The organism is Caulobacter sp. GW821-FHT09H08 (assembly GCF_059415885.1).
Genome location: NZ_JBWKOC010000006.1, coordinates 426,102 through 450,697, shown reverse-complemented (window position 1 = coordinate 450,697; position 24,596 = coordinate 426,102). Strand labels below are relative to the sequence as shown.

General features: G+C 68.4%; 24 protein-coding genes. 14 read left to right on the top strand and 10 right to left on the bottom strand.

Annotated features, from left to right (window positions below; translation table 11 throughout):
• Positions 1–53: 53 nt before the first annotated feature.
• Both AC07NN_RS22265 and AC07NN_RS22260 read right to left on the bottom strand, forming a co-directional pair.
• Positions 54–332 (bottom strand): sel1 repeat family protein, encoded by a 279-nt coding sequence (locus AC07NN_RS22265; protein ID WP_494645890.1) that lies wholly within the window; start codon positions 330–332, stop codon positions 54–56.
• Positions 333–505: 173 nt separating this feature from the next.
• Complete coding sequence (locus AC07NN_RS22260; protein WP_494645888.1) at positions 506–1,231, bottom strand: glutathione S-transferase N-terminal domain-containing protein; 726 nt, start codon at positions 1,229–1,231, stop codon at positions 506–508.
• 209 nt (positions 1,232–1,440) lie between these two features.
• On the opposite strand from AC07NN_RS22260, the gene AC07NN_RS22255 reads away from it, so the two are divergent.
• Together AC07NN_RS22255 and AC07NN_RS22250 are read left to right on the top strand one after the other, a co-directional pair.
• The gene (locus tag AC07NN_RS22255) at positions 1,441–1,923 is read left to right on the top strand and encodes an RcnB family protein (RefSeq protein ID WP_494645886.1); all 483 of its coding nucleotides are present in this window, start codon (positions 1,441–1,443) and stop codon (positions 1,921–1,923) included.
• Between the two features lie 179 nt (positions 1,924–2,102).
• Positions 2,103–2,462, top strand: coding sequence for a proteophosphoglycan 5 (locus AC07NN_RS22250; RefSeq protein WP_494645883.1), 360 nt, complete (start codon positions 2,103–2,105; stop codon positions 2,460–2,462).
• A 76-nt stretch (positions 2,463–2,538) separates the two neighbouring features.
• On the opposite strand, the gene gatB is transcribed toward AC07NN_RS22250, so the two are convergent.
• Positions 2,539–4,044, bottom strand: a complete 1,506-nt coding sequence (gatB, locus tag AC07NN_RS22245; protein ID WP_494645881.1) for an Asp-tRNA(Asn)/Glu-tRNA(Gln) amidotransferase subunit GatB — start codon at positions 4,042–4,044, stop codon at positions 2,539–2,541.
• Between the two features lie 3 nt (positions 4,045–4,047).
• The gene (locus AC07NN_RS22240) at positions 4,048–4,404 is read right to left on the bottom strand and encodes an endonuclease domain-containing protein (protein ID WP_494645951.1); all 357 of its coding nucleotides are present in this window, start codon (positions 4,402–4,404) and stop codon (positions 4,048–4,050) included.
• 222 nt (positions 4,405–4,626) lie between these two features.
• Between AC07NN_RS22240 and AC07NN_RS22235 the strand changes: the two genes are divergently transcribed.
• The gene (locus tag AC07NN_RS22235) at positions 4,627–5,223 is read left to right on the top strand and encodes a hypothetical protein (RefSeq protein WP_494645879.1); all 597 of its coding nucleotides are present in this window, start codon (positions 4,627–4,629) and stop codon (positions 5,221–5,223) included.
• A gap of 105 nt (positions 5,224–5,328) precedes the next feature.
• Here AC07NN_RS22235 and gatA read toward each other — a convergent pair whose 3' ends face one another.
• Positions 5,329–6,798 (bottom strand): Asp-tRNA(Asn)/Glu-tRNA(Gln) amidotransferase subunit GatA, encoded by a 1,470-nt coding sequence (gene gatA, locus AC07NN_RS22230; protein ID WP_494645877.1) that lies wholly within the window; start codon positions 6,796–6,798, stop codon positions 5,329–5,331.
• Positions 6,798–7,085: an Asp-tRNA(Asn)/Glu-tRNA(Gln) amidotransferase subunit GatC gene (gene gatC / locus AC07NN_RS22225; protein WP_454760669.1), complete on the bottom strand. Its 288-nt coding sequence runs from the start codon at positions 7,083–7,085 to the stop codon at positions 6,798–6,800. Before gatC ends, gatA begins: the two co-directional genes overlap by 1 nt.
• An 82-nt stretch (positions 7,086–7,167) precedes the next feature.
• Between gatC and ruvX the strand changes: the two genes are divergently transcribed.
• The 7 genes from ruvX (at position 7,168) to AC07NN_RS22190 (ending at position 13,940) form a co-directional block, all read left to right on the top strand.
• Positions 7,168–7,638: a Holliday junction resolvase RuvX gene (ruvX, locus tag AC07NN_RS22220; RefSeq protein WP_494645875.1), complete on the top strand. Its 471-nt coding sequence runs from the start codon at positions 7,168–7,170 to the stop codon at positions 7,636–7,638.
• A 104-nt stretch (positions 7,639–7,742) separates the two neighbouring features.
• On the top strand, positions 7,743–8,741 hold the full coding sequence (locus AC07NN_RS22215) for an aspartate carbamoyltransferase catalytic subunit (protein ID WP_494645873.1): 999 nt from the start codon (positions 7,743–7,745) through the stop codon (positions 8,739–8,741).
• Positions 8,738–10,039: a dihydroorotase gene (gene pyrC, locus AC07NN_RS22210; RefSeq protein WP_494645870.1), complete on the top strand. Its 1,302-nt coding sequence runs from the start codon at positions 8,738–8,740 to the stop codon at positions 10,037–10,039. Before AC07NN_RS22215 ends, pyrC begins: the two co-directional genes overlap by 4 nt.
• Before the next feature lie 233 nt (positions 10,040–10,272).
• Positions 10,273–10,929, top strand: coding sequence for a glycerol-3-phosphate 1-O-acyltransferase PlsY (gene plsY, locus AC07NN_RS22205; RefSeq protein ID WP_494645868.1), 657 nt, complete (start codon positions 10,273–10,275; stop codon positions 10,927–10,929).
• Entirely contained in the window at positions 10,926–12,023 is a 1,098-nt protein-coding gene (dprA, locus tag AC07NN_RS22200) for a DNA-processing protein DprA (protein WP_494645864.1), read from the top strand. Before plsY ends, dprA begins: the two co-directional genes overlap by 4 nt.
• Positions 12,024–12,656: a hypothetical protein gene (locus tag AC07NN_RS22195; protein ID WP_494645862.1), complete on the top strand. Its 633-nt coding sequence runs from the start codon at positions 12,024–12,026 to the stop codon at positions 12,654–12,656.
• Between the two features lie 90 nt (positions 12,657–12,746).
• The gene (locus tag AC07NN_RS22190; RefSeq protein ID WP_494645858.1) at positions 12,747–13,940 is read left to right on the top strand and encodes a class I SAM-dependent DNA methyltransferase; all 1,194 of its coding nucleotides are present in this window, start codon (positions 12,747–12,749) and stop codon (positions 13,938–13,940) included.
• Here the strand turns inward: AC07NN_RS22190 and AC07NN_RS22185 are convergent.
• On the bottom strand, positions 13,937–14,722 hold the full coding sequence (locus tag AC07NN_RS22185; protein ID WP_494645855.1) for a hypothetical protein: 786 nt from the start codon (positions 14,720–14,722) through the stop codon (positions 13,937–13,939). The two genes, AC07NN_RS22190 and AC07NN_RS22185, sit on opposite strands and share 4 nt — an antisense overlap.
• A 101-nt stretch (positions 14,723–14,823) precedes the next feature.
• Entirely contained in the window at positions 14,824–14,994 is a 171-nt protein-coding gene (locus AC07NN_RS22180; RefSeq protein ID WP_494645852.1) for a hypothetical protein, read from the bottom strand.
• 179 nt (positions 14,995–15,173) lie between these two features.
• On the opposite strand from AC07NN_RS22180, the gene topA reads away from it, so the two are divergent.
• The 3 genes from topA to rnr all read left to right on the top strand — a co-directional run bounded on the left by topA (position 15,174) and on the right by rnr (position 20,783).
• Positions 15,174–17,882: a type I DNA topoisomerase gene (topA, locus tag AC07NN_RS22175; RefSeq protein ID WP_494645849.1), complete on the top strand. Its 2,709-nt coding sequence runs from the start codon at positions 15,174–15,176 to the stop codon at positions 17,880–17,882.
• 39 nt (positions 17,883–17,921) lie between these two features.
• Complete coding sequence (locus AC07NN_RS22170) at positions 17,922–18,299, top strand: hypothetical protein (RefSeq protein WP_494645845.1); 378 nt, start codon at positions 17,922–17,924, stop codon at positions 18,297–18,299.
• A 201-nt stretch (positions 18,300–18,500) separates the two neighbouring features.
• Positions 18,501–20,783: a ribonuclease R gene (gene rnr / locus AC07NN_RS22165; RefSeq protein WP_494645843.1), complete on the top strand. Its 2,283-nt coding sequence runs from the start codon at positions 18,501–18,503 to the stop codon at positions 20,781–20,783.
• A gap of 151 nt (positions 20,784–20,934) precedes the next feature.
• On the opposite strand, the gene AC07NN_RS22160 is transcribed toward rnr, so the two are convergent.
• Positions 20,935–21,963, bottom strand: a complete 1,029-nt coding sequence (locus AC07NN_RS22160; protein ID WP_494645841.1) for an SGNH/GDSL hydrolase family protein — start codon at positions 21,961–21,963, stop codon at positions 20,935–20,937.
• Positions 21,964–22,017: 54 nt separating this feature from the next.
• On the opposite strand from AC07NN_RS22160, the gene AC07NN_RS22155 reads away from it, so the two are divergent.
• On the top strand, positions 22,018–23,184 hold the full coding sequence (locus AC07NN_RS22155; protein WP_494645839.1) for a pyridoxal phosphate-dependent aminotransferase: 1,167 nt from the start codon (positions 22,018–22,020) through the stop codon (positions 23,182–23,184).
• 84 nt (positions 23,185–23,268) lie between these two features.
• Here the strand turns inward: AC07NN_RS22155 and AC07NN_RS22150 are convergent, their stop codons facing one another.
• On the bottom strand, positions 23,269–24,567 hold the full coding sequence (locus tag AC07NN_RS22150) for an amidohydrolase (RefSeq protein ID WP_494645837.1): 1,299 nt from the start codon (positions 24,565–24,567) through the stop codon (positions 23,269–23,271).
• Positions 24,568–24,596: the final 29 nt, after the last annotated feature.

Here is a 24,596-nt window from a genome sequence, read left to right as displayed (position 1 = left end):
CGCCCTGCTTTAGGCGCGCCTTAAGAGGATAGCGTGAACCCGGGAGACCGGGTTCAGCCGTGAGCGAGCCATTCGCGGGCCTGGCGCTGAGCCTCGGCGACCTCTTCGCTGGCCATCTCTTGCGAGAGTTCCTTGCGATAGACCTTGGCCTCGACCGAACCGCGCATGGCGGCCAGGTTGAACAGCATGTGCGCGGACACGTAGTCCAGCGGCGCGCCGCCCTGACCGGTCGAATACAGCAGGCCCATGCGGAACAGCTCGTCCCCGGTAGAAGCGGCGGACGGCAGCGGCAGCGTGGCGACGACGGCCGGCGGTTCGTTCATCAACATCATGGCTCATCTCCTCTCTCTGGCTCGCCCCAACCGTTCTGGCGGATCTGAGCCCGAGAGCAGAAAAGTCCATTGGCACTGAACATATAGTTAAACGCGCGAACATCATGAATGTCGCACCTAATACACTAGTTCTTCACGGTAATTACTGCGCGTAAAGGCCAGTATACAGCGCGTTAACGGGCTCGCTGTCCAAACAGGACTCTGCGCGCCTCTTCCGCTGCTTTTCCAGAGGCTTGCAGCCCACCGGTCCGCAATTCCGCCCCCAACTTGAAGCCCTTCTGGACGGCCTCTCGCGCGCCGACGCGCTCGAACCACGCCTTCAGATGCGGGAATTCCTCGAGAATGATGCCCTGATTTTTCCACGGCACAATCCAGGGCCAGCTCATGAAGTCGGCGATGGACAATTGGCCGCAGATGAAATCGCGGCCCTCGAGGCGCTTGTTGAGCACCCCGTACAGGCGGTGGGTCTCGTTCGTGTAGCGGATGGCGCCGTAGGCGATCTGGCGCTGGTCGGCGATGATCGAGGCGGCGTACTGGCGGAAATGGTGGGTCTGGCCCGCCATGGGACCCAGCCCGCCCATCTGCCACATGACCCACTGGTCGATGTCGACGCGCTCGCGCTCGGTCTCGCCGTAGAACTTGCCGGCCTTGCGGCCGAGGTACTGCAGGATGGCCCCGGACTCGAAGATCGAGATCGGCTCGCCGTCCGGGCCATCATGATCGACGATGGCCGGCATGCGGTTGTTGGGGCTGATGGCCAGGAACTCCGGCTTGAACTGCGCGCCCGTGCCGATGTTCACCGGGATCATCTCGTAGGGCAGGCCCATCTCCTCGAGCGCGATGGAGACCTTCCAACCGTTCGGCGTGGGCCAGTAGTGCAGTTCGATCGGACGGCTCATCGGCCCTTCCCTCCCGTAATCGTGCTTGTTCCAGAACATGGTCGCGACAACACGCCGCGCCAAGGGTGACGCTGCGAGATCCCCACGAATTGCCTGACGGCGCCATTCAGGCTGGGTTCAGCCGAAAGCCGGCATCGTGCGTTTCAAGGTCGAGGGAAGTTTCTAGGCGGCGCTTCGACAGGCCCGCCCGACCACCAGGAGATGACGACATGAAACGTCTGCTGCTCACCATCGCCGCCGTGGCCTCCGTGGCCGGTCCGATGGCTCTGACGGCCACCGACGCCGCCGCCCAGGATCGCGGCCGCTGGGACCATCGCGACGATCGTGGCCGTGACCGCGATCGCGGCGGCTGGGATCGCGACCGGGATCATCGCGACTACGATCGCCGCGATCGTGGCGATCGCTGGGATAACGGCCGCCACAACGGCTACTACTACAACAACCGCTGGTCCTACGGCCCGCCGCCGGCCGCCTACTACGGTAGCCCCGGCTATCGCCCGGGCTACAACGCCTGGCGTCGCGGCGCCTACCTGCCGACCTACTATCGCGGCCACGGCTATGTGGTGAACGACTACTATCGCTATCACCTGCGCCAGCCGCCGCGCGGCTACTATTGGTACCGCACGGGCAATGACTACGTCCTGGCCGCCATCGCGACCGGCCTGATCTTCGACGTCATCGCCAACCGCTAGACCTGAACTGCATCTGCGGTCTCGAGACGGCGTCCTGGGCTATGCCTGGGGCGCCGTTTTGCGGCCATGAGCGCCTCGGCCTCGCCGCGTGTGAGGCGCAAGCGCCCGATTGCGAAGTCATTTCGACCGCATTGCCCGACCAGCTTGCGCCCCGCGTCACAGTCCGACGCTGCAGCAACATGGTCCCTACGCACATGAAGACCCTGCGCATCACCACCGCCGCCTTGACCCTGGCCGCCGTGGCCTATGCCGGCTCGGCCCTGGCCCAGCAGACGACCACCACGACGCTTCCGCCCGCCGATCCCGCCCCGGCGACCGCGCCCTCGACCGCCCTGCCGCCGGCCGCCAGCACGGAGCCGACGACCCAGACCTCGCCCGAGACCGCCGCCCCCGCCGACAGCGCCGGTACGCCCACCTCGGCCACCGCCCCGGCTCCGGACGAGGCCAAGCCCGCGCCCACCGAAGACAAGGCCGCCAAGAAGGCCAAGAAGCACAAGAAGACGGCCGAAGAGCCGATCGCGCCGGCGCAGCCGCAATAAGAAACAGTTCGCATCAACGAAGAAGGGCCCGCGGTGTTCGCCGCGGGCCCTCGTCGTTTATGGCTGGCGGATCGCCCTATTCGGCGACGCCGAGCTTTTTGCGCAGCAGCTCGTTGACCGTGCCCGGATTGGCCTTGCCGCCGGTGGCCTTCATGACCTGGCCGACGAACCAGCCCAGGGCCTGAGGCTTGTCCTTCACGGCCTCGACCTTGTCGGGATTGCCGGCCATCAGATCGTCGATGGCCTTCTCGATGGCGCCGGTGTCGTTGATCTGCACCAGGCCGCGCTTCTCGACGATCTCGCTGGGACGGCCTTCGCCGGCCCACATGTGCTCGAAGACCTCCTTGGCGATCTTCGACGAGATGGTGCCGTTCTCGATCAGCTCGACCAGCTGGGCGATGTCCGAGGACGGCAGCGGCGAGCTGGCGATCTCGTGGCCGTTGGCCGACAGCTTCGACAGCAGCTCGTTGGTCACCCAGTTGGAGACCAGCTTGGTGTCGCGGCCCTTGGCGGCGGCCTCGAAGTAGTCGGCGCGGTCGCTCTCGATGATCAGCACGCCGGCGTCATAGGCCGAGAGGCCATACTGGCTCTGCAGGCGCTGCTTCTTGGCGTCCGGCAGTTCCGGCAGGGTCGTCTCGAGTTCCTTCACCCACGCCGGGTCCAGGACCAGCGGCAGCAGGTCCGGATCGGGGAAGTAGCGATAGTCGTGCGCCTCTTCCTTCGACCGCATCGAACGCGTCTCGAGCTTGGTCGGGTCGAACAGGCGGGTCTCCTGGTCGATCTTGCCGCCGTCTTCCAGGATCTCGATCTGGCGACGGGCTTCGTACTCGATGGCCTGCTGGATGTAGCGATACGAGTTGACGTTCTTGATCTCGCAGCGCGTGCCCAGGTGCTTGAAGTCGCCGGTCTCGCGGAACTTCTCGTAGGCGCCCGGACGGCAGACCGAGACGTTGACGTCGGCGCGCAGGTTACCCTTGTCCATGTCACCGTCGCAGGTGCCCAGATAGACGAGGATCGTGCGCAGCTTCTTGACGTAGGCCGCCGCCTCTTCCGAGGTGCGCATGTCGGGCTTGGAGACGATCTCCATCAGCGCCGTGCCCGCGCGGTTCAGGTCGACATAGGTCGCGTTCGGGTCCTGGTCGTGCAGCGACTTGCCCGCGTCCTGTTCCAGGTGCAGGCGCTCGATGCGGACCTCGAAGGTCGAACCGTCGTCGCGCTCGACGATCACCACGCCCTCGCCGACGATCGGCTGGTCGAACTGGCTGATCTGATAGCCCTGCGGCAGATCGGGATAGAAGTAGTTCTTCCGGTCGAAGCGGCTCTTCAGATTGATCTGCGCCTTCAGGCCCAGGCCCGTCTTCACCGCCTGCTCGACGCAGAACCGGTTCAGGACCGGCAGCATGCCCGGCATGGCCGCGTCGACGAGGCTGACCTGCTCGTTCGGACCCGCGCCGAAACCGACGGCGGCGCCGGAGAAGAGCTTGGACTTGCTGGCGACCTGAGCGTGCACCTCGAGACCGAGGACCATTTCCCAGGGGCCGGTGCGGCCTTGGATCACTTTGGAAGAAGTTGCTTCAGTCATCTCTTAGCTTCCTCCCTCCCCCTCGTGGGGAGGGTGGCCGCGGAGCGGCCGGGTGGGGCTCGCGGCGGCAAGGGCATGGCAAATCACGTCCATCACCGCGTCGATATCCTCATGCACCGCGCGGTTCCCGAAACGCAAGGTTTGGAAGCCTTCTCGGCGCAGAACTTGATCACGAATAGCGTCGTGCCGCGCCTGATCAGGTTCGGCATGCTGATCGCCATCCAATTCGACGACCACTCGCCGATCAAAACAGACGAGGTCGAGGATATAGCCTCGAAATGGGGCCTGGCGGCGAACATGAAAGCCTCCGGCTCTCAACTTCCTAAGCCGAACCCAAAGCCGGACTTCCGCTGACGTCATGGCTTTCCGGAAAGCTCTCGCGCGAACCACGCTCATGACGCCGCCCCACCCGACCGCTTCGCCCCCTCCCCATAAAGGCGAGGGAAAGTATTCAGTGGAGCTTCGCGAAGCGCGAGCTAAAAAATGGCCTTTTCTCGTCATGATTGGCGCCATTTCGTGGACTCGGAACTCTGCTGGGAAACCTCCGTTCATCTTGGGAACAGCTCACCTATGGAGGTAGATATGGCGACCTCTCGCCCCGTTCTTAATTTTGACGCTCCGGAACCGGTCGTCGCGGCCGATCCCAATGCTTCGGCTCTGTTTCCCGCGCAGCCGGTCTATGCTCGCACGCCGAAGAAGAAGGCGTCCAACAACCTGCCCCTGATGGTCGGCGTTCCCGTCGTCGCCATCGCGGCCGGTGGCCTGCTCTGGGCCATGACCGCCAATCGCGCCGAGGCCCCGACCGATCAGCAATCGCTGCAGACCGCCGTAGCCGACACCCCGGCGCCGGCCACGACGCCGGCTCCGTCGAGCATCGCCCAGACCCCGGCTCCGATCCCGGCTCCCACCGAGATCGCCGCCAACGAGACGCGCACGCCGGCCGCCGCGCCGGTGGCCCGCGCTTCGACGCCCGCCGCCCGACCGGTCGCCCGCCGCGCCGCTCCCGTCCGCGAGAGCGCCCCGGACGTCTCGACGGCCTCGTCTAACGTCAGCGCCACGGTTCCGGCACCGCCGCCGGCGATCAGTGCTCCGGCCGTGCCGGAACCGGCTCCCCTGGTCATCCCGGCGCCGGCCGCTCCGCAGCCGACGCCGCAGCCCGATCCCAGCGCGCCGATGTAACCTGCCTCTCCTCCCGGAGAGATCCCAAAGAAGAAGGGCGGCTCCGCGAGGAGCCGCCCTTTTCTAGATCGCTATCGCTTCCCGGCTTTCGCCGTGAAGGTCATCTCACCACCACTTTTCGGCCTTGGCCGTGAAGCCGGCGGCCTTCTCGACCGCCCCGGCGACCGAGAACACGGTCGCCTCGTCCAGCGGCTTGCCGATGATCTGCAGACCCAGCGGCAGGCCGTTGGCGTCGAGACCGGCCGGCAGGGACAGGCCCGGCAGGCCTGCCAGGTTCGTCGTCACCGTGAAGACGTCGTTCAGGTACATGGCGATCGGGTCGTTCGAATTCTCACCCAGGCCGAACGCCGCCGAGGGCGCGGTCGGGGTGAGGATCGCGTCGCACTTGGTCCAGGCGTTGTCGAAGTCCTCGGCGATGCGGCGACGCACCTTCAGGGCCTTCAGATAGTAGGCGTCGTAATAGCCGGCGCTCAGCACATAGGTGCCGATCAGGATGCGGCGCTTGACCTCATCGCCGAAGCCCGACGCGCGGGTCTTCTCGTAGATGTCGGTCAGGTTGGCGCCGTCCTCGCGCAGGCCGTAGCGCATGCCGTCATAGCGGGCCAGGTTCGAGGACGCCTCGGCCGGAGCCACGATGTAGTAGGCCGGCAGGGCGTACTTGGTGTGCGGCAGGCTGATGTCGACGATCTCGCAGCCGGCTTCCTTCAACCAGGCGATGCCGTCGGCCCACAGCTTCTCGATCTCGGCCGGCATGTTGTCGACGCGGTATTCCTTGGGGATACCGATCTTCAGGCCCTTCACCGACTTGCCCACAAACTGGGTGAAGTCCGGAACCGGGATGTCCAGGCTGGTCGAGTCCTTGGGATCATGGCCCGACATCGAGGTCAGCAGCAGGGCCGCGTCCTCGACGGTCTTGGCGATCGGGCCGGCCTGGTCCAGCGAGCTGGCGAAGGCCACGACGCCCCAGCGCGAGCAGCGACCGTAGGTCGGCTTGATGCCGACGGTGCCGGTGAAGGCGGCCGGCTGGCGGATCGAGCCGCCGGTGTCGGTGGCCGTGGCGCCCAGGCAGAGATCGGCGGCGACGGCGGCGGCCGAGCCACCCGAGCTACCGCCCGGCGTCAGGGCCTTGTTCGAACCAGCCGAACGCCAGGGGTTGGTCACCGGGCCGAAGTACGAGGTCTCGTTCGACGAGCCCATGGCGAACTGGTCGAGGTTCAGCTTGCCCAGCATCACCGCGCCGTCGCGCCACAGCTGGCTGGTCACGGTCGACTCGTAGGTCGGCGTGAAGTTCTCGAGGATCTTCGAGCAGGCCGTGGTGCGCACGCCCTCGGTGCAGAACAGGTCCTTGACGCCCAGCGGCGCGCCTTCCAGCGGCGAGGCCTCGCCCAGCGCCCGGCGGGCGTCGGACTTGGCGGCCATGTCGAGGGCCTTTTCCGGGGTCTCCAGGATGTAGGCGTTCAGGCCGCGCGCGCCCTCGATCGCCTCGATGTGGGCCTTGGTGAGTTCGACCGAGGTGAACTCGCGCTTGGCCAGGCCGTCCAGGGCGGCCGTCAGGGTCAGCTTCGTCAGGCTCATTATTCCACGACCTTCGGCACGACGAAGAAGTTGTTGATCGACTTGGGCGCGTTGCTGGTCACGCGGGCCGGATCGCCGCCCATCGTGACCACGTCCTCGCGCAGCGGCAGGCCGGCGGCCACGACACTGGTCAACGGCTCGACGCCGTCGGTGTCGACCTCGGCCAGCTGCTCGATCCACGTCATGATGCCGTTCAGCTCCTGAGCCAGCCCTTCCAGGCGCTCTTCGGGTTCGGCGATGCGGGCGAGCCGGGCGACCTTCCGCACGGTGGCGGCGTCAATGGCCATGGGGATCTCCTGAAATTCGAGTGCGTCGGTTACCCGGCCAGACGCTAGGTTTCAAGCGGCGCGGCTCCTGATATGGAGAGACATGCCCGTTCTCGACATCGCCGACTTCGCCGCCGCCCTCCCCGAGTACGCTCCGATCGTCGGCCTGGACCCCGGCGAGAAGACCATCGGCGTGGCCGTCTCGGACGTCACCCGCACGGTCGCCAGCCCCCTGGCGCTGATCGAAAAGACCAAGTTCACGCAAGACGCCGAGGCGCTGTTCAAGCTGATGGACAGCCGCGGCGCCATCGGCATCGTCGTCGGTCTGCCGATGAACATGGACGGCACCGAGGGCGTCCGCTGCCAGTCCAACCGGGCTCTGGCCCGCAATCTGCTGCGCCTCAAGCCCGACCTGCCGATCACCTTCTGGGACGAGCGTCTGTCGACGGCCGCCGTGACCCGCGTGCTGATCGACGAGCACGACATCTCCCGCAAACGCCGCGACGAGGTCGTCGACAAGATGGCGGCAGGCTGGATCCTGCAAGGCGCGCTGGAACGGCTGCGGGGGCTTTAGGCCCGGCGCCCCTCTCCTTCCACAAAGAGAGAGAAGAGATGTTGCTGTGGAGCAAACGTCCCCGCGCTTCCCTTCCCCCTCAAAGCCGCCTATGACGCGGGCTCATGACGGCTTCAGCCCATGACCCCGCCCGCGCGGCCATCGATGCGATCCGCGCCCGCGTCTTCGAATTCCCCAAACGCCACTTCCTGTCCGCCGGCGATCTGAACGCGCTTCAGGCCATCGACCTGCTGGACCTGGCCGACGCGTTCGTCGCCTTCAACCGGCAGACGTCCAAGAGCCTGGACCTGCTGCACGGGCGGACGCTGATGAATCTGTTCTTCGAGAACAGCACCCGCACCCAGAGCTCGTTCGAGCTGGCGGGCAAGCGGCTAGGCGCCGATGTCGTCAACATGAACCCCAAGACCTCGTCGGTCGCCAAGGGCGAGACCCTGATCGACACGGCGGTCACGCTGAACGCCATGCGGCCCGACCTGCTGGTCGTGCGTCACGCCTCGTCGGGCGCGGCCTCGCTCCTCTCGCAGAAGGTCAGCGGTCACGTCGTCAACGCCGGCGACGGCCAGCACGAGCATCCGACCCAGGCCCTGCTGGACGCGCTGTCGATCCGTCGCGCCTTCGGTCGCGTCTCGGGCCTGACCGTGGCGATCTGCGGTGACGTGCTGCACAGCCGCGTGGCGCGTTCGAACGTCGCCTTGCTGCACACCCTGGGCGCCAGCGTGCGCTTGGTCGGTCCGCCCACCCTGATGCCGGCCCAGGCCGAGCGCTGGGGCGTCACCGTCCACCACGACATGAAGTCGGGCCTGGCCGGCGCCGACGTCGTCATGATGCTGCGCCTGCAGCTGGAGCGGATGCAGGGCGCTTTCGTGCCCTCGACCCGCGAATATTTCCGCTTCTACGGCCTGGACCGCGAAAAGCTGGCCCGCGCCGCACCAGGGGCCAAGGTCATGCACCCGGGCCCAATGAACCGGGGCGTCGAGATCGACTCGGACGTCGCCGACGATCCGGCCGTCAGCCTGATCCAGGACCAGGTCGAGATGGGCGTCGCCGCCCGAATGGCGGTGCTGACCAGCCTCGCGGCCCGTATCGAAAAGGCCGGACAATGACCGCTGCCCAGCCCCTCGCCCTCGTCAACGCCCGCCTGGTCGATCCGGAAAGCGGCTATGACGGCCCCGGTGGCGTCATCGTCTCGGAAGGCGTCATCTCCGACGTCGCCAAGGGCCGCGAGTTCGGCAAGCTTTCCAAGGCCGTGCGGGTCGTCGACTGCGGTGGCGCCCTCCTGGCGCCCGGCCTGATCGACCTGCGCGTCCGCACCGGCGAGCCCGGCTCGGAAACCAAGGAAACCCTGGCTTCGGCGGCCAAGGCCGCGGCGGCCGGCGGCGTCACCTCGATGGTGGTCCAGCCCGACACCAATCCGGCCATCGACGACCCCAGCGTCGTCGACTTCATCCTGCGCCGGGCTCGCGACATCGACAGCGCCCGCATCCTGGTGGCCGGCGCGGCGACCAAGGGCCTGGCCGGCGAACAGATGGCCGAGATCGGCCTCATGCGCGAGGCCGGCTGCGTCTACATCACCGACGCGGGGAAGCCGATCGTCGACAGCAAGGTCATGCAGCGCGTCCTGACCTATGCGAAGGGCTTCGACGCCCTCTTGGCCCACCGCCCCATGGACCCGTGGCTGGCCAAGGGCGGGGCCGCGACCGGCGGCGAGTTCGCCGGCCGTATGGGTCTGCCCTCGATCTCGCCGATGGCCGAGCGGATCATGCTGGAGCGCGATGTCGCCCTGCTGGAAGCCACCGGCGGCAAGCTCCTGGTCGACCAGATCACCTCGGCCCAGGCGTTGGAGACGCTTCAGCGCGCAAAGAAAAAAGGCCTGCGGATCAGCGCCTCGGTGTCGATCAACCACCTGTCCTTCAACGAGCTGGACATCGGCGACTACCGCACCTTCGCCAAGCTGAACCCGCCCCTGCGCGGCGAGGACGACCGTCAGGCCCTTATCGAAGCCCTGGCCTCGGGCCTGATCGACATCGTCGTCTCCTCGCACAGCCCCGCCCCGGCCGAGGACAAGCGCCTGCCGTTCGACGAGGCCGTCCCCGGCGCCGTCGGCCTGGAGACCCTGCTGCCGGCCCTGCTGTCGCTGTACCACGACGAGCGCATCGCCCTCGTCGACCTGATCCGCGCCGTCACCCTGGCGCCCGCCGAGCTGCTGGGCCTGCGCGGCGGCCGCATCGCGCCCGGCGCGCCGGCGGATCTGGTGCTCTGCGACATTGACGCCCCGATCATCGTGGACGCCGCGAGGTTGCTGTCGAAGTCCAAGAACTCGCCGTTCGATGGGCGCAGGCTGCAGGGCCAGGTGCTGATGACGGTGGTGGATGGCCGCGTGGTGCACCGGGCGGAGGGGTAGTGGTTACCCTCTCCCCTTGCGGGAGAGGGTGGCCCACGAAGTGGGTCGGGTGAGGGGTCGCGCTCCGCTATCCGGACAGGCCTTTCAACCCCTCATCCGTCGGCTGCGCCGCCACCTTCTCCCGCAAGGGGAGAAGGAAACTCGCCCTGCCCCCGACTCTGCACTACACCTAATCCACAACTCTCGCTTGCGCAGCGGTTGAATTCGCGCGCAACTCGCCTTAGGGTCGAACCGTGCAAGATCTCGCCGCCGCCACTTACCTGACGCTCGCCATCACCATTGTCGGCGGCTACCTGCTCGGGTCGATCCCGTTCGGGCTGATCGCCACGCGGCTGGGCGGGGCCGGCGACATCCGCCAGATCGGCTCGGGCAATATCGGCGCGACCAACGTGCTGCGTTCAGGACGCAAGGACCTGGCGGCCATCACCCTGCTGGGCGACGCCGGCAAGGGCGTGTTGGCGGTGCTGCTGGCCCGCTACCTGACCCACGGCAATCCGGCGGTGATCGCCCTGGCCGGCGGCTCGGCCTTCCTGGGCCATCTGTTTCCGGTCTGGCTGAAGTTCAAGGGCGGCAAGGGCGTGGCCACCTTCTACGGCGTGCTGCTGTCGGCCGCCTGGCCGGTGGGGATCGCCGCCGGCGCCACCTGGCTGGCCGTGGCCTTCCTGCTGCGCATCAGCTCGCTGGCCGCCCTGGTCGCCGCCGCCCTGGCCGCGCCGTTCGCCCTGGCCTTCGACCAGCCCTACCCGATCATGGCGCTGTGCCTGTTCATGGCCGTCCTGATCTTCATCCGCCACCGCGAGAACATCGCGCGCCTGCTCAAGGGCCAGGAGCCGAAGATCGGCAAGAAGAAGCCGGCGGACGAAGCTCCGCCCGCGCCCGAAGCGCCGTGATCCACAGCCGCCTCTCGGACATCCAGCGTTTCGCCTGGCTGCGCCTGGCGCGCACCGAGACGGTCGGCCCCGTCGCCTTCGAACATCTTCTGGCCCGCTACGGCACGCCCGAGCGAGCGCTTTCCGCCTTGCCCGACCTGTCCCGCAAGGGCGGCCGCGCCGTCCCGCTGTCCCTGTCGCCCCGCGAGGCGATCGAGCGGGAGCTGGAAGCCGGCGACAAGCTGGGCGCGCGCCTGCTGTGCGGTTGCGAGCCCGACTTCCCGCCGCGCCTGGCGGCCCTCGATCCGCCGCCGCCCGTGCTCTGGGTCCTCGGTCGCGCCGAGCTGCTGTCGGAGCCCAGCCTGGGCGTCGTCGGCGCCCGCATCGCCTCCGCCGCCGGCCAGCGCTTCGCCCGCCAGCTGGCCATCGACCTGGGGGCCGCCGGCTATGTCGTGGTCTCGGGCATGGCGCGCGGCATCGACGGCGCGGCGCATGAGGGCTCGCTGTCGACCGGCGCCGTGGCCGTGCTGGGCGGCGGGGTCGGCGACGTCTATCCGCCCGAGCATGACAAGCTGCACGCGCGCCTCGCGGCCGAGGGCTGCGTCGTCTCCGAGAGCGCCCCCGACCGCCGCGCCCAGGCCAAGGACTTCCCGCGCCGCAATCGCATCATCTCGGGCCTGTCCCTGGGCGTCGTGGTGGTCGAGGCCGAGCTGAAATCCGGCTCGCTGATCACTGCCCGCCTGGCCGCCGAGCAAGGCCGCGATGTCTTCGCCGTGCCCGGCTCGCCGCTGGATCCGCGCTCGAAGGGCACGAACGACCTGATCCGCCAGGGCGCGATCCTGTGCGAGGGGGCCGAGGACGTGCTGCGCTCGCTGTCGGGCCAGATGCATCTGCGCGAGCGGGACCGGCCCTACTTGGCCGACCCACCGGCGGATATCGACCACGACGCCCTGCGCGAGCGGGTCGCCGCCCTGCTCTCGCCCACGCCCGTCTCACGCAACGATCTGGTCCGCGCCGCGGGAGCCCCGGCTTCGGCCGTCATGGCGGCCTTGGTCGAACTCAGCCTGGCCGGCCGCGCGGAGCTGCTGGACGGCGGGCTAGCGGCTGGCCTCTAGATGACCACACGCCTGCTCGCCCTGGCCGGCCTCTTCGGCGCCCTGACGATGTTCGCTGGAGACATGCTGTTCTATGGCGGCTGGGGCTCCGGGGCCGACCTGCTGGCGACCGTTCTTGACCGCGTGACGACGCGACCTCCCGAGCAGCTAATGCTGGGCGGCCTCCTGGCGATTCCCGCAGGGTTCGGTTTCCTCGCCGGCGCGGCGCACGTCCATGGCCGGATCAGTCCCGGCTGGCGCATCGCCGTGACGCTGCCGATGCTGGGGCTGTTCGTCTCGGCGATCGCGACCCACGCGATCTGGGGCGCGTTCGCCGTGACCCTGGCGACAGGATCGCGTGCGCTCTCCGCCCTGGTCGGACGATACCTGGACCTCAGCTTCCTGGTGTCGACGATCCTCGCCGTCCCAGCAGCGCTCAGCCTTCTCGCCGCTTGCACTCGGGGACGTACGACCTGGCCGAGATGGATGATCCTGGCCAACCCCGGCATCCTCTATCTCGTCCTGCAGGGCGCACGCTGGCTCCCCGCCCCACTCGGCGCGCCATTGCTGGGCGGCGCCTTCAACCTCGCCTTCGCCACCTTCTTCGCGCTCAGCCTCGTGGCCTCGACCAGCGAAAAACCGGCCGAAGTCTAGTCGAACCTCTGGACGGCGGGCCGGTCGCTGGCGTGTAACATTCCCTGGTCGTCACGCGGTTCGCCGAGTCGCCGACCCAGAGGAGCGCCGATGGACGTCCAGGCCATTGAAGACATGCTGGCTGTCGCCGTGACGGCTGGCGGCGAAGGTCGGCTGGATGACGCCGAGGCGGCTTTCCGCGCCGTCCTGGTCATGAGCCCGGGCCACGACGAGGCCCTGTTCGGCCTGGGCCTGAACCTGATGATCGCCAGGCGTTTCGCCGAGGCTGTCGAGCCGCTGGCTCGGGCCGCCGAGGCGCCCGGCGCCGAGCCGGTGCGCCGGCAATGCCTGGCCCACGTCCTGTTCCTGACCGGCGCCTTCGCCCGCGCCGCCGAGACCTTCGCGGCCGCCGACACGGTCGAGCCCCTGCCGGAGGGCGCGCGCATGACCTGGGCCCGCGCCGCCGCCTACGCGGCCCTGGACCATTCTTCGCCCCAGGCGGCCCTGGAGCTCTACGCCCGCGTCGCCGGCCCGGTGGCCGAAGACGTGGAGACCGTGGCGCGCGAGGGCTTCGGCATCCTGGTGGCCTTCCAGCGCCTCGACGCGGCCCGCGCCCTGGGCGCCTGGCTGGACGCGCGGAACCCGGCCGACGTCATCCGGGCCCACGAGCTTCGGGTACTGGTCGATCCGAGCATCGATCGCGCCCCGCCGGCCTATGTCGAGGCGCTGTTCGACGACTTCGCCGAGCGGTTCGACCGCCAGCTGGTCGACATGCTGGGCTACGAGGCGCCCAGGTTGCTGGCCAACCTCGTGACGCGTCAGCGCGGCCACTTCGAGCGGATTCTCGATCTGGGCTGCGGTACAGGCCTGGCCGCGCCGCACCTACGCCGTTTCGGCGGGCGGCTGACCGGGGTCGATCTCTCGGCCGCCATGCTGGCCAAGGCCGCCGAACGCGGCGACTACGCCGATCTGATCCGGGGCGAGGCCGTCGATTTCCTCGCGAAACACCCCGACAGCTTCGACCTGATCCTGGCCGCCGACGTCCTGATCTATTTCGGCGACCTGGCGGCCTTGTTCGCGAGCGCCGCCGCGACGCTGCCGCCCGGCGGCCTTCTGGCCTTCAGCACCGAACTGGGGGAGCAAGGCTGGCGACTGCTGCCCTCGGCGCGCTACGCCCACGGCGACGACTATGTCCGCGAAACGGCCGCACCTTGGTTCGAAGTCGTCGGACGAGAGGAGATCCCGCTGCGCCGCGAGACCACCGGCGTCACCGCCGGCTGTCTCTACGTGCTGAAACGGTCCTAACCGCCCCGCCGCGCGCCCTTGGCGAACAGCAGGTCCGACCACCGCCAGTGACCGCCACCCAGGGCGAAGCGGGCGCCGTCGTTCAGCGAGATCAGCACCAGCCCCCGCACGGGCTCGGCGCGACACGCCGCGGGGGCGAAGGCGACCTCCATCATGATCATCTCTCGCAGGCCGGCCAGGCCATCGCCCTCCTCGCCGCTGACCCGCTGCCAGTCGCCGTTCCAGACCAGCGGCGCCCGCCCGGCCCCGACCGTGGCGCCGTGGGCCCGCATCAGCGAGGCGCGAGCGCGGGGGTTCTTGCGCAGGGCTTCCTGCAGCAGCCGGACCATGTCGCAACCGTCCCCGCCACCGCCGCCGCCGCCGCGACCCGAGCCGGCGGTCGCCGCGCCGATCAGCTCGGATTCGCCCAGGCCCAGCACGGGACTGGGGCCGGGGTTGCGGCTGGCCGGCAACGGGATGACGTCCTTTGGCGGCGGCGCCCTGGTCACGCGCAGCGGCGAGCGCGGCGCCGCCCTGGCCGCCGCCTTGGGCTTTTCGGGGGATGGCGGCTTGGTCGGCGCCTTCACCGGCGACTTGGGCGCATCGTGCGGCTCGGGCGGCGGAGGGGGCGGCGGCGGAGGTGGCGGGGGCGGCGGATCCACCAGCGACACCATGATCGAACGAGGCTCGGGGGGCGCTGGCGTCACATGGGCGGCGAACAGGACCGCCACGGCCGCCACGTGAGCGCCGATGCTCACGACCAGGGCCGCGCCCTTCCCGCCGCGTCGTCTCCAATGCGCCATCAGTTCGCCAGACTACGGACCGAAGCGTCGGCCCAGGGACTCACATAAGCCATCCGCCCGCGTCAGGAACGTGGCGATTGGTCTAGCTTGGGGAAATAGGCTCAGACCGACAGGTCGACCAGCAGGCCCGTGCCGGCGGCCGGGGCGGCGCGCACGGCTTCCTTCAGCCGATCGGCGATTTCCGCGCGCTCGGCATTCGAAGTCACAGCCTTGATCGGTTGGACCGGCGAGACGTAAGCCTCGGTGGCGATCCGGTTGACGGTGAGGTCCATCGGCTCATGCAGTCGCAAAACTAGCCATCGCAGTGTCGCGCAACGGTCTTAACAACCGCCTACCAGACACCCAAAGCCAGACTGTTTGTCCGACCTTACGTTGACAGACCCCGGGTGAAGCCCCCACTTTCCCGGCGCTCGCCTTCCGGGCGATCCCAATTTCCTGAACAAGAGTCAGAATGAACGTCGTCGTCGTCGAGAGCCCGGCTAAGGCCAAGACCATCAACAAGTACCTCGGGTCCGACTACACGGTTCTCGCTTCCTACGGCCATATCCGCGACCTGCCGTCGAAGGACGGCTCGGTCGAGCCGGACAACGACTTCGCCATGAGCTGGGAAGTCGACGCCAAGGCTTCCAAGCGCGTCAGCGACATCGTCGACGCCCTGAAGAAGGCCGACCGCCTGATTCTGGCCACCGACCCGGATCGCGAAGGGGAAGCGATCAGCTGGCACGTGCTGGAGGTGCTGAACAAGAAGAAGGCGCTGAAGGACAAGTCCATCCAGCGCGTCACCTTCAACGCCATCACCAAGACGTCCGTGCTGGAGGCCATGGCCAATCCGCGCGACGTCGACATGGAGCTGGTCGAGGCCTATCTGGCCCGCCGCGCCCTCGACTACCTGGTCGGTTTCACCCTCTCGCCGGTGCTGTGGCGCAAGCTGCCGGGCAGCCGCTCGGCCGGTCGCGTCCAATCGGTCTGCCTGCGCCTGATCGTCGAGCGCGAGATGGAGATCGAGCGCTTCAAGACCCAGGAATACTGGAGCGTCGACGCCGACGTCTCGGCCGGCGCCGATCCGTTCACGGCCCGCCTGGTCAAGCACGAAGGCAAGAAGCTCACCAAGTTCGACCTGGGCAACGAGACCTCGGCCCTGGCCGCCAAGGCCGCCGTGACCAACGCCGTCTTCAAGGTCGCCGCCGTCGAGAAGAAGCCGGGCAAGCGCTCGCCCGCCCCGCCCTTCACCACCTCGACCCTGCAGCAGGAAGCCGCCCGCAAGCTGGGCTTCAGCGCCCAGCGCACCATGCAGGCCGCCCAGAAGCTGTACGAAGGCATCGACATCGGCGGCGAGACCGTCGGTCTGATCACCTACATGCGTACGGACGGCGTGTCGGTCGAGCCGGAAGGCATCGCCGAGGCCCGCAGCGTGATCGGCAACGTCTATGGCGACACCTACGTCCCCGAGACGCCGCGTTACTACAAGGCCAAGGCCAAGAACGCCCAGGAGGCCCACGAAGCCATCCGCCCGACCAGCCTGAAGCGCAACCCTGGTTCGCTGCGCCTGGAGTCGGACCTGGGCCGTCTCTACGAGCTGATTTGGAAGCGGATGATCGCCTCCCAGATGGAAAGCGCCCGCATCGAGCGCACCACGGTCGACCTGGAAAGCGCCGATGGCCAGACCGGCCTGCGCGCCACGGGTCAGGTCGTGCTCTTCCCCGGCTACCTGGCCGTCTATGAAGAAGGCCGCGACGACGAGGGCGACGAGGACAGCGCCCGCCTGCCGATGATCGAGGAAGGCGCCAGCGCCAAGGTCATCGAGGCCCGCGCCGATCAGCACTTCACCGAACCGCCGCCGCGCTATTCGGAAGCCAGCCTGGTCAAGAAGATGGAAGAGCTGGGGATCGGCCGTCCGTCGACCTACGCCTCGGTCCTGACCGTGCTGCGCGACCGCGAATACGTGAAGATGGAGAAGCAGCGCTTCGTCCCCGAGGACAAGGGCCGCCTGGTCACGGCGTTCCTGGAGCAGTTCTTCAAGCGCTACGTCGAGTACGACTTCACGGCCGCTCTGGAAGAGCAGCTCGACCTCGTTTCGGACGGCAAGCTGGACTGGAAACAGTTCCTCCGCGACTTCTGGAAGGACTTCCACGCCGCCGTCGGCGAGATCGCCGAGCTGCGCACGACCAATGTGCTCGACGCGCTGAACGACGCCCTGGGCCCGCACATCTTCCCGGCCAAGGCCGACGGCTCCGATCCGCGCCTCTGCCCGACCTGCAACAGCGGCCAACTGTCGCTGAAGACCGGCAAGTTCGGGGCCTTCATCGGCTGCTCGAACTATCCGGAGTGCCGTTACACCCGCCAACTGGGCGTGTCGGAGGGCGACGGCGACGCCGAGAGCGCCGACAAGGAACTGGGCCTCAATCCGGCGACCGGCCTGGCCGTGTGGCTGAAGAACGGCCGCTTTGGTCCCTATGTCGAGGAACTGGCGGCCGCCGACAGCGGCGAGAAGCCCAAGCGCTCGTCGCTGCCCAAGGGCTGGATCGCCTCGGCCATGGACCTGGAGAAGGCCCTGCGCCTGCTCTCGCTGCCGCGCGAGGTGGGCAAGCACCCGGACGACGGCAAGGTCATCACCGCCGGCCTGGGACGCTTCGGGCCGTTCGTGCTGCACGACGGCACCTACGCCAACCTGGAGAACGCCGACGAGGTGTTCGACGTCGGCCTGAACCGCGCCGTCGCCATCCTGGCCGACAAGCGCGCCGGCGGCGGACGTCCGCAGCGGGCGGCCGCGGCGGCTCTCGCGGAACTGGGCAATCACCCGGAAGACGGCAAGCCGGTGCGCGTGCTGTCGGGACGCTTCGGCCCCTACATCAAGCACGGCGACACCAACGCCAATGTGCCCAAGGGCAAGGACCCGGCCTCCATCACCATGGAAGAGGCCGTGGCCCTGATCGCCGAACGCGCGGCCAAGGGCGGTGGCAAGAAACCAGCGAAGAAGGCGGCTGCGCCGAAGAAGGCCGCCAAAGCCGAGGGCGACGCGCCGGCCAAGAAGACGGCCGCGAAGAAGGCCCCCGCCAAGAAAGCCGCGCCGAAGAAGGCTCCGGCCAAGTCCCCTAAAGCCAAGGTGGGGGTCGAGGCCTCGTCGGACGACGGCGCCGCGCCCTGGGACGACGAAGCCTAGCGCCTATCCAGCGTCTCGGGAGGAGAGTAGACTTTGCTCATGACGACGCTGGAACGTCCTCTGCCGCTGCATGTCGTGGTGTCCGCGCTGATCCTGTGCTGCGTGGGTGGGTTCGCCATGGGCCTGACCAACGCCATGAAGCTGGATCGCGGCGGGCTGGAGACCTCCAAGGCTCCGCTAGCCGAGGTCTCGGGCGTGCCCGTCAAGGACGCCGCCCCCGCCCTCGCCTACGAACCACCGCCGGTCGAGGCCCCCAAGCCCAAGGCCGTCGAGGTCGAGACCGTCGAGCAGGAAGCCCCGCCGCCGGTCGCGCCGGTCGTCCAGGCTCCGGCCGCCGTTGCGCCGCCAGCGGCAGCGCCCGCCGCGCCCAAGCCGGTCGAGCCGCCACCGCCTCGGTCGATCGAGGACCTGTACTAGGGTCATTTTCTCCGATCTCCCCGGCGAATGCCGGGGCCCAGATCGAACCCCCAAGCGCCTGACAAGCTGACGGGCGCATTTCGGATCATCCCGAACCGCTCAGGCTGAGTCCGGGCCCCGGCATTCGCCGGCGAGATCGGATTCTGAGTACATGCCTGCGCCCGCGTTTCCCTGAGCTCCCGAACCGAGGTAAGGCAAGGCATGGCCAAAATTCGCCCGCCCAAAAACTTCAAGCCCAAGCCCGCCGCCGGTCTGCCCGACCGCGAGACGCTGCTGGCGTTCCTGCGTGACGCCGGCGAGACCGGCAAGGCCGACATCGCCCGCCACTTCGGCCTGAAGGGCGGGGACCGCCGGGCCCTGCGCGAGATGATCCGCGAGCTGGAAGCCCAAGGCGCGCTGGCCAAACGCGGCCGCAAGGGCTTCGCCGAGGCCGGCTCCCTGCCCCCCGTCGGCGTGGCCGATGTCGTCGACCGCGACGCCGACGGCGAGCTCTATGTGAAGCTGACCAAGTCCGACGACGACGTCCCCAATGTCCGCCTGGCCCCGACCAAGGGCGAGGCCGCCGCCGGCGCCCCGGGCCTGGGCGACCGCCTGCTGGTCCGCTTCGAGCGCCTGGAAACCGGCGAGTTCGAGGCCAAGCTGATCAAGAAGCTGGGCCAGAGCGCTCACAAGGTGCTGGGCGTCATCCGCAAGCTGCGCAAGGAAATCCGCGTCGAGCCGGTCGATCGCAAGTCCAAGGACGTCCTGCTCCTCGATCCCAGCGTCGCCCACGACCTGAAGGACGGCGACCTCGTCATCGCCCAGGTCGGCACACATGGCGGCCGCTACGGTCCCAAGCCCGGCAAGGTACTAGAGGTGGTCGGGACCGAGAACGATCCGCGCGCGGCCTCGCTGATCGCCATCCATAGCCACGGCATCCCGACCGGCTTCTCCGAGGAAGCCGAGCGCGAGGCCAAGGCCGCCGTCGAACCGACCCTGGCGGGCCGCGAAGACCTGCGGCATCTGCCGTTCGTGACCATCGACCCGGTCGACGCCCGCGACCACGACGACGCCGTCTTCGCCCACCTCGACGAGGACGCGACCAATGCCGGCGGCTGGGTGGTCTGGGTGGCCATCGCCGACGTCGCGGCTTACGTTCGGCCCGGCTCGGCCCTGGACCGCGACGCCCGCGAGAAGGGCAACAGCGTCTACTTCCCCGATCGGGTCGAGCCGATGCTGCCCGAGACCCTGTCGAACGGCCTGTGCTCGCTACGGGAAAGCGAGAACCGCGCGACCCTGGCCGTGCGGATGGTGTTCGACAAGTCGGGCCGCAAGAAGGGCCACAAGTTCGTGCGCGGCCTGATGCGCTCGGCCGCCAAGCTCAGCTACGAGCAGGCCCAGTCGGCGATCGACGGCCAACCGGACGACAAGAGCGGCCCGCTGCTGGAGCCGATCCTGCAACCGCTGTGGGAAGCCTATCGGACGATGAAGATCGGGCGCGACGCCCGCTCGCCCCTGGCGATCGAAAGCGACGAGCGCCGGATCATCATCCGCGAAGGCGAGATCCTCTCGATCACCAAGCGCGCCAGCCTGGAAGCCCACAAGCTGATCGAGGAGATGATGGTGCAGGCCAATGTCTGCGCCGCCGAGAGTCTGGAGGCCAAGCGCTCGCCCCTGATCTACCGGGTGCACGACACGCCCAGCCTGGAGAAGATGCAGAACCTCGCCGACTTCCTGCAGACGCTGGAGATCCGCTGGGACAAAGGCCAGGCCCCGCAGACCTCGCGGTTCAACAAGCTGCTGGACGAGACGCGCGAGGGCGCCAATGCGGCGATCATCAACGAGGTGGTCCTGCGCACCCAGATGCAGGCCCACTACAACAGCGAGAACATCGGCCACTTCGGCCTGAACCTGGCCAAGTACGCCCACTTCACCAGCCCGATCCGGCGCTATGCCGACCTGATCGTGCACCGGGGCCTGATCCGGGCCCTGGGCCTGGGCGACGACGGCCTGACCGACCAGGATATCGCCCAGATCAAGGACACGGCCGAGGTCATCACCCACGCCGAACGCCGGGCCATGGCCGCAGAGCGCGACGCCACCGACCGCTACATCGCCGCCTTCCTGGCCGACCGGGTGGGCGCGACGTTCGAGGGCCGGGTCACCGGCGTCACCCGCTTTGGCCTGTTCGTGAAGCTGGCCGACACCGGCGCGGACGGCCTGGTGCCGGTCTCGACCCTGGGGCAGGAGTTCTTCGTCCACGACGAGAAGCTGCACGCCCTGGTCGGCGACCGGACTGGCCAGCGCTGGACCTTGGGCATGAACGTCGAGGTCAAGCTGGTCGAGGCCACGCCGGTCACCGGCGGCCTGTTGTTCGAGATGCTCAGCGACCCGATGCCTGCCGATCCGAAGATGCCGCGCCCGCGGTTGGGGGCGCGGCGGCAAGCGGCGGTGAAGCCGCGTGGCGGGCTGCCGAAGGGCGTGCGGCGCGGGAAGCGGCGGTAGGGGTCAGTGCGTGATCCTCGCGCGGAGTTTACCCTCGGGCCGACCTGCGGTCGGGCCCGTGGGACAAGCTCAGGGTGAGGATCATGATCGGCTCGGCGACCGAGTAGAAACCTCATCCTGAGCTTGTCGAAGGACGAGGTTTCGGCCCCACCTACTTCGCCGAGATCGCAGCCTCGAGCTTGTCGGCCATCATCTTCTGATCCGCCACGGACGGGTGCCAGTGGCAAGCCCCACGCTCCATGCCGGTGATCCGCACCGCTGTCGCGCCCGTTCGGCTGGCGACCTCCCCCACATCCACGTCGAACGTATCTCCCGCGATCAGGAACACCCGCGCGCCCGGACGACTGACCTTCAGTCCCTCGACGAAGGCCACATAGCTGTCCCGATAGTCCTTCCGCAGCGCTGCTTCATCGGCCCAGGCCTCGCCAGGATTCAGCGGCGTCGAGAAGTCGTTCGTGCCCAGGCCGATCACCACCACGTCCGGCTTCCACAGATCGTCCGCCGCCACGCGCGGCTCGCCCTGCCCCGGGATCAGGCGCGGAAACAGCGCCGGCAACGGCTGCCCTGCCGCGACGCCGTTGTAGTTCCTGACCACGCCCCGCCCCGAAAAGGCTTCGATCCGATAGTCCGCGTCCAGCCGCCTCGCCAGAATCGGCCCGAAGGCCAGGCTGGTATCGGTCAGGTCGTGCACCTGCTGCTCGGTGCAGTCACGACTGGCCGAGCGCACGCCGTAGCCGACCGTGTGGGAGTCGCCGATGAACTCGATCCGGCGCGGACGCGACGGCGCCGACAGCGCCGCCTCCTTCGGCCCGACGAAGAAGCCTTCGAACCGCGCCGAGCCCGTCTGGCTTTCCGTCAGCTTGTCGAGACGCACGACATGCTCGCCAGGACCCAGCCGGTCGAACAGCAGGTGGAGTTCGCCCGCCTTGGTCAGTTCGGCCTTGCGCACGCCATCAATGCTGACGGCCAGGTGTTCGGCACCGGTGTCGACCACCACCTCGACGGACGGCCCGGTGAAGCGCCCCTCGAAATAGACTCCCGGCCAGCCGAAGTCATAGGCCCCGGCTTCGGGTCCATTTGGCGCCGGCGCGACACGGCCGCCGATGTTCAGCGGCAGCGCGGTCTGGGCGAAGGCGGGGGTGGCGAGGCCCAGGATGGCGGCGAGAGTCAGCAAGCGCATGGCCCTCTTCTCAAGCGGGATGCGCGCCGCGTCAAACCCCGCTAAGCAACGACCATGCGCGCCGAGATCGAACCCTTCCACGCCATCGCCATCAGCCGCCTGGCTCACCAGTTGAAGGGCGAAGGCGCCTCGATCATCCACATGGAGTTCGGCCAGCCCTCGACCGGCGCGCCCAGCAAGGCCATCGCCAAGGCCCACGAAATCCTCGACGCCGAGGCCATGGGCTACTGGGAGAGCCCCGCCCTGCGCGCCCGTATCGCCGAGCGCTACCAGACGCTCTACGGCGTCCATGTCGAGCCCGAGCGGATCGTCCTGACCTGCGGGGCGTCGCCGGCCCTGGTGCTGGCGCTGTCCAGCGTGTTCACGCCCGGCGACCGCATCGCCCTGGCCCGCCCCGGCTATGTCGCCTATCGCAATAGCCTCAAGGCCCTGCACCTTGAGCCCGTCGAGATCGCGGCCGGCCCGGAGGATCGCTTCCAGCTGACGGCCAAGCATCTCGCGGACCTCGACCCTGCCCCCGCCGGCGTCATCGTCGCCAGCCCGGCCAATCCGACCGGCACGATCATCGCGCCCGAGGAGCTGGAAGCCATCGCCAAGGTCTGCGCCGAGCGGAACATCCGCATCATCAGCGACGAGATCTATCACGGCCTCAGCTACACCGGCCGCACGCCCTCGATGCTGGAGTTCGCGCCCAACGCCCTGATCGTCAACAGCTTCAGCAAGTACTTCAGCATGGCCGGCTGGCGGCTGGGCTGGCTGCTCGCGCCCAAGGGCGAGGACCTGGAGCGGGCGCGGGCCTATGTCGGCAACCTGTTCCTCACCGCGCCGTCGCTGTCCCAGCACGCCGGCCTGGCGGCCATGGACTGCATCGACGAGCTGGAAGCCCATATCGACGTCTACCGCGCCAACCGGCAGCTGATGCTGGACGCCCTACCGGCGCTGGGCCTGCGCAAGATCGCCCCGCCGGACGGCGCCTTCTACATCTGGGCCGACATCGGCCACCTGACGGATGACTCGCTGGGCTTTTGCGAGCAGCTGCTGAAGGACACCGGCGTCGCCACCGCGCCCGGCGTCGATTTCGACCCGGTCGAGGGCAAGCACTTCATCCGCTTCAGCTTCGCTGTCTCGACGGCGGAGGTCGAGGAGGCGCTGCGGCGGATCACGCCGTGGTTCGCTAACCTCTCTGCTCCCCCGCTGGGGGAGCTGTCGCGGAGCGACTGAGGGGGCTAGTGCGGCCTAGGTCGAGCTGCCCCCTCCGGCCCTCTGGGCCACCTCCCCCGGAGGGGGAGGAGAACCGGGCGCGCCCTACTTCCGCTCCAGGAAGTCCAGCGCCATGAACACCTCGGCCTTCACGCCCGTCTCAAACACCGCCTCGTCGACGTCGAAATAGGGCGAGTGATTGGCCGGCGCGCCCTCGGCCGGGACATCCGCCTTGCGCCCGCCCAGTTGGACGAACACGCCCGGCACCTTCTGGGCGTACATCGAGAAGTCCTCGGCCCCGGTCACCAGCGGCGCATTGTCGTCGACCTTGCCCGGCGAGGCCTTGAGCAGGGACGCCTTCACCCACTTCGACAGGTCCGGATTGTTGTAGGTCACCGGATAGGGCTGGGTGAACGCCACCTCGGCCTTGGCGCCGTAGCGGTCGCCGATGGCCGTCACGGACTTGGTGAGCTTGTCGATCAGCAGCGCCTTCCGCTCGGGCGAGTAGGTCCGCATCGTCCCCTGCATGACCAGGTCCTCGGGGATGATGTTCTGACGCATGCCCATGTTGATCATGGCGATGGTCACGACCGAGGGCTGGGCCCCGACATCGACCTGGCGGGCCGCGATCTGGTTCACGGCCTGGACGATGTCGGCGGCGACGCTGGCCATGTCGATCCCGGCCCAGGGACGGGCGCCGTGGGTCTGCTTGCCCTTCACGGTGATCATCAGGCGGTCCGAGCCGGCATAGAAGCCCTCGGGGCGGTAGTTCAGCAGGTGAGCGTCGGCCGGGCCGATATGGACGCCGAAGATCGCGTCGACCTTCGGCTGGTCCAGCGCGCCGTCGCGGATCATCAGCTTGGCGCCGCCCTCCTCGCCGGCCTGCGGGCCTTCCTCGGCGGGCTGGAAGATCAGGACGACCGTGCCCTTGATGTCGGCCTTCATGCCCGCCAGCACCGTCGCCGTGCCCAGCAGCATGGCCACGTGGGTGTCGTGGCCGCAGGCGTGCATGACGGGGACGGTCTTGCCCTCCCAGGTCGCCTTGACCTTCGAGGCGAACGGCAGGCCCGTCTTCTCTTCGACCGGCAGGGCGTCCATGTCGGCGCGCAGGGCCACCACCTTGCCGGGCTTGGCGCCCTTGAGGATGCCGACCACGCCGGTCTTGCCGACATTCTCGCGCACCTCGAAGCCCAGAGCCTTCAGCTCCTTGGCGATCAGGGCCGAGGTGCGGACCTCCTGGTTGCCCAGTTCCGGATGCTCGTGGATGTCGCGCCGCCAGGCGATGACCTTGGGCTGGACCGCCTTGGCCGCCGCCTCGATCTTGGCAGCGGAGGGCGCGGCCACCGCCGGCGCGCCGAAGGCCAGGCCGGCGACCAGCGCCAGCGTCGAAATCCGTCCGATCATGGTGAGCCCCTCACTGAAAGCGGCGCGAG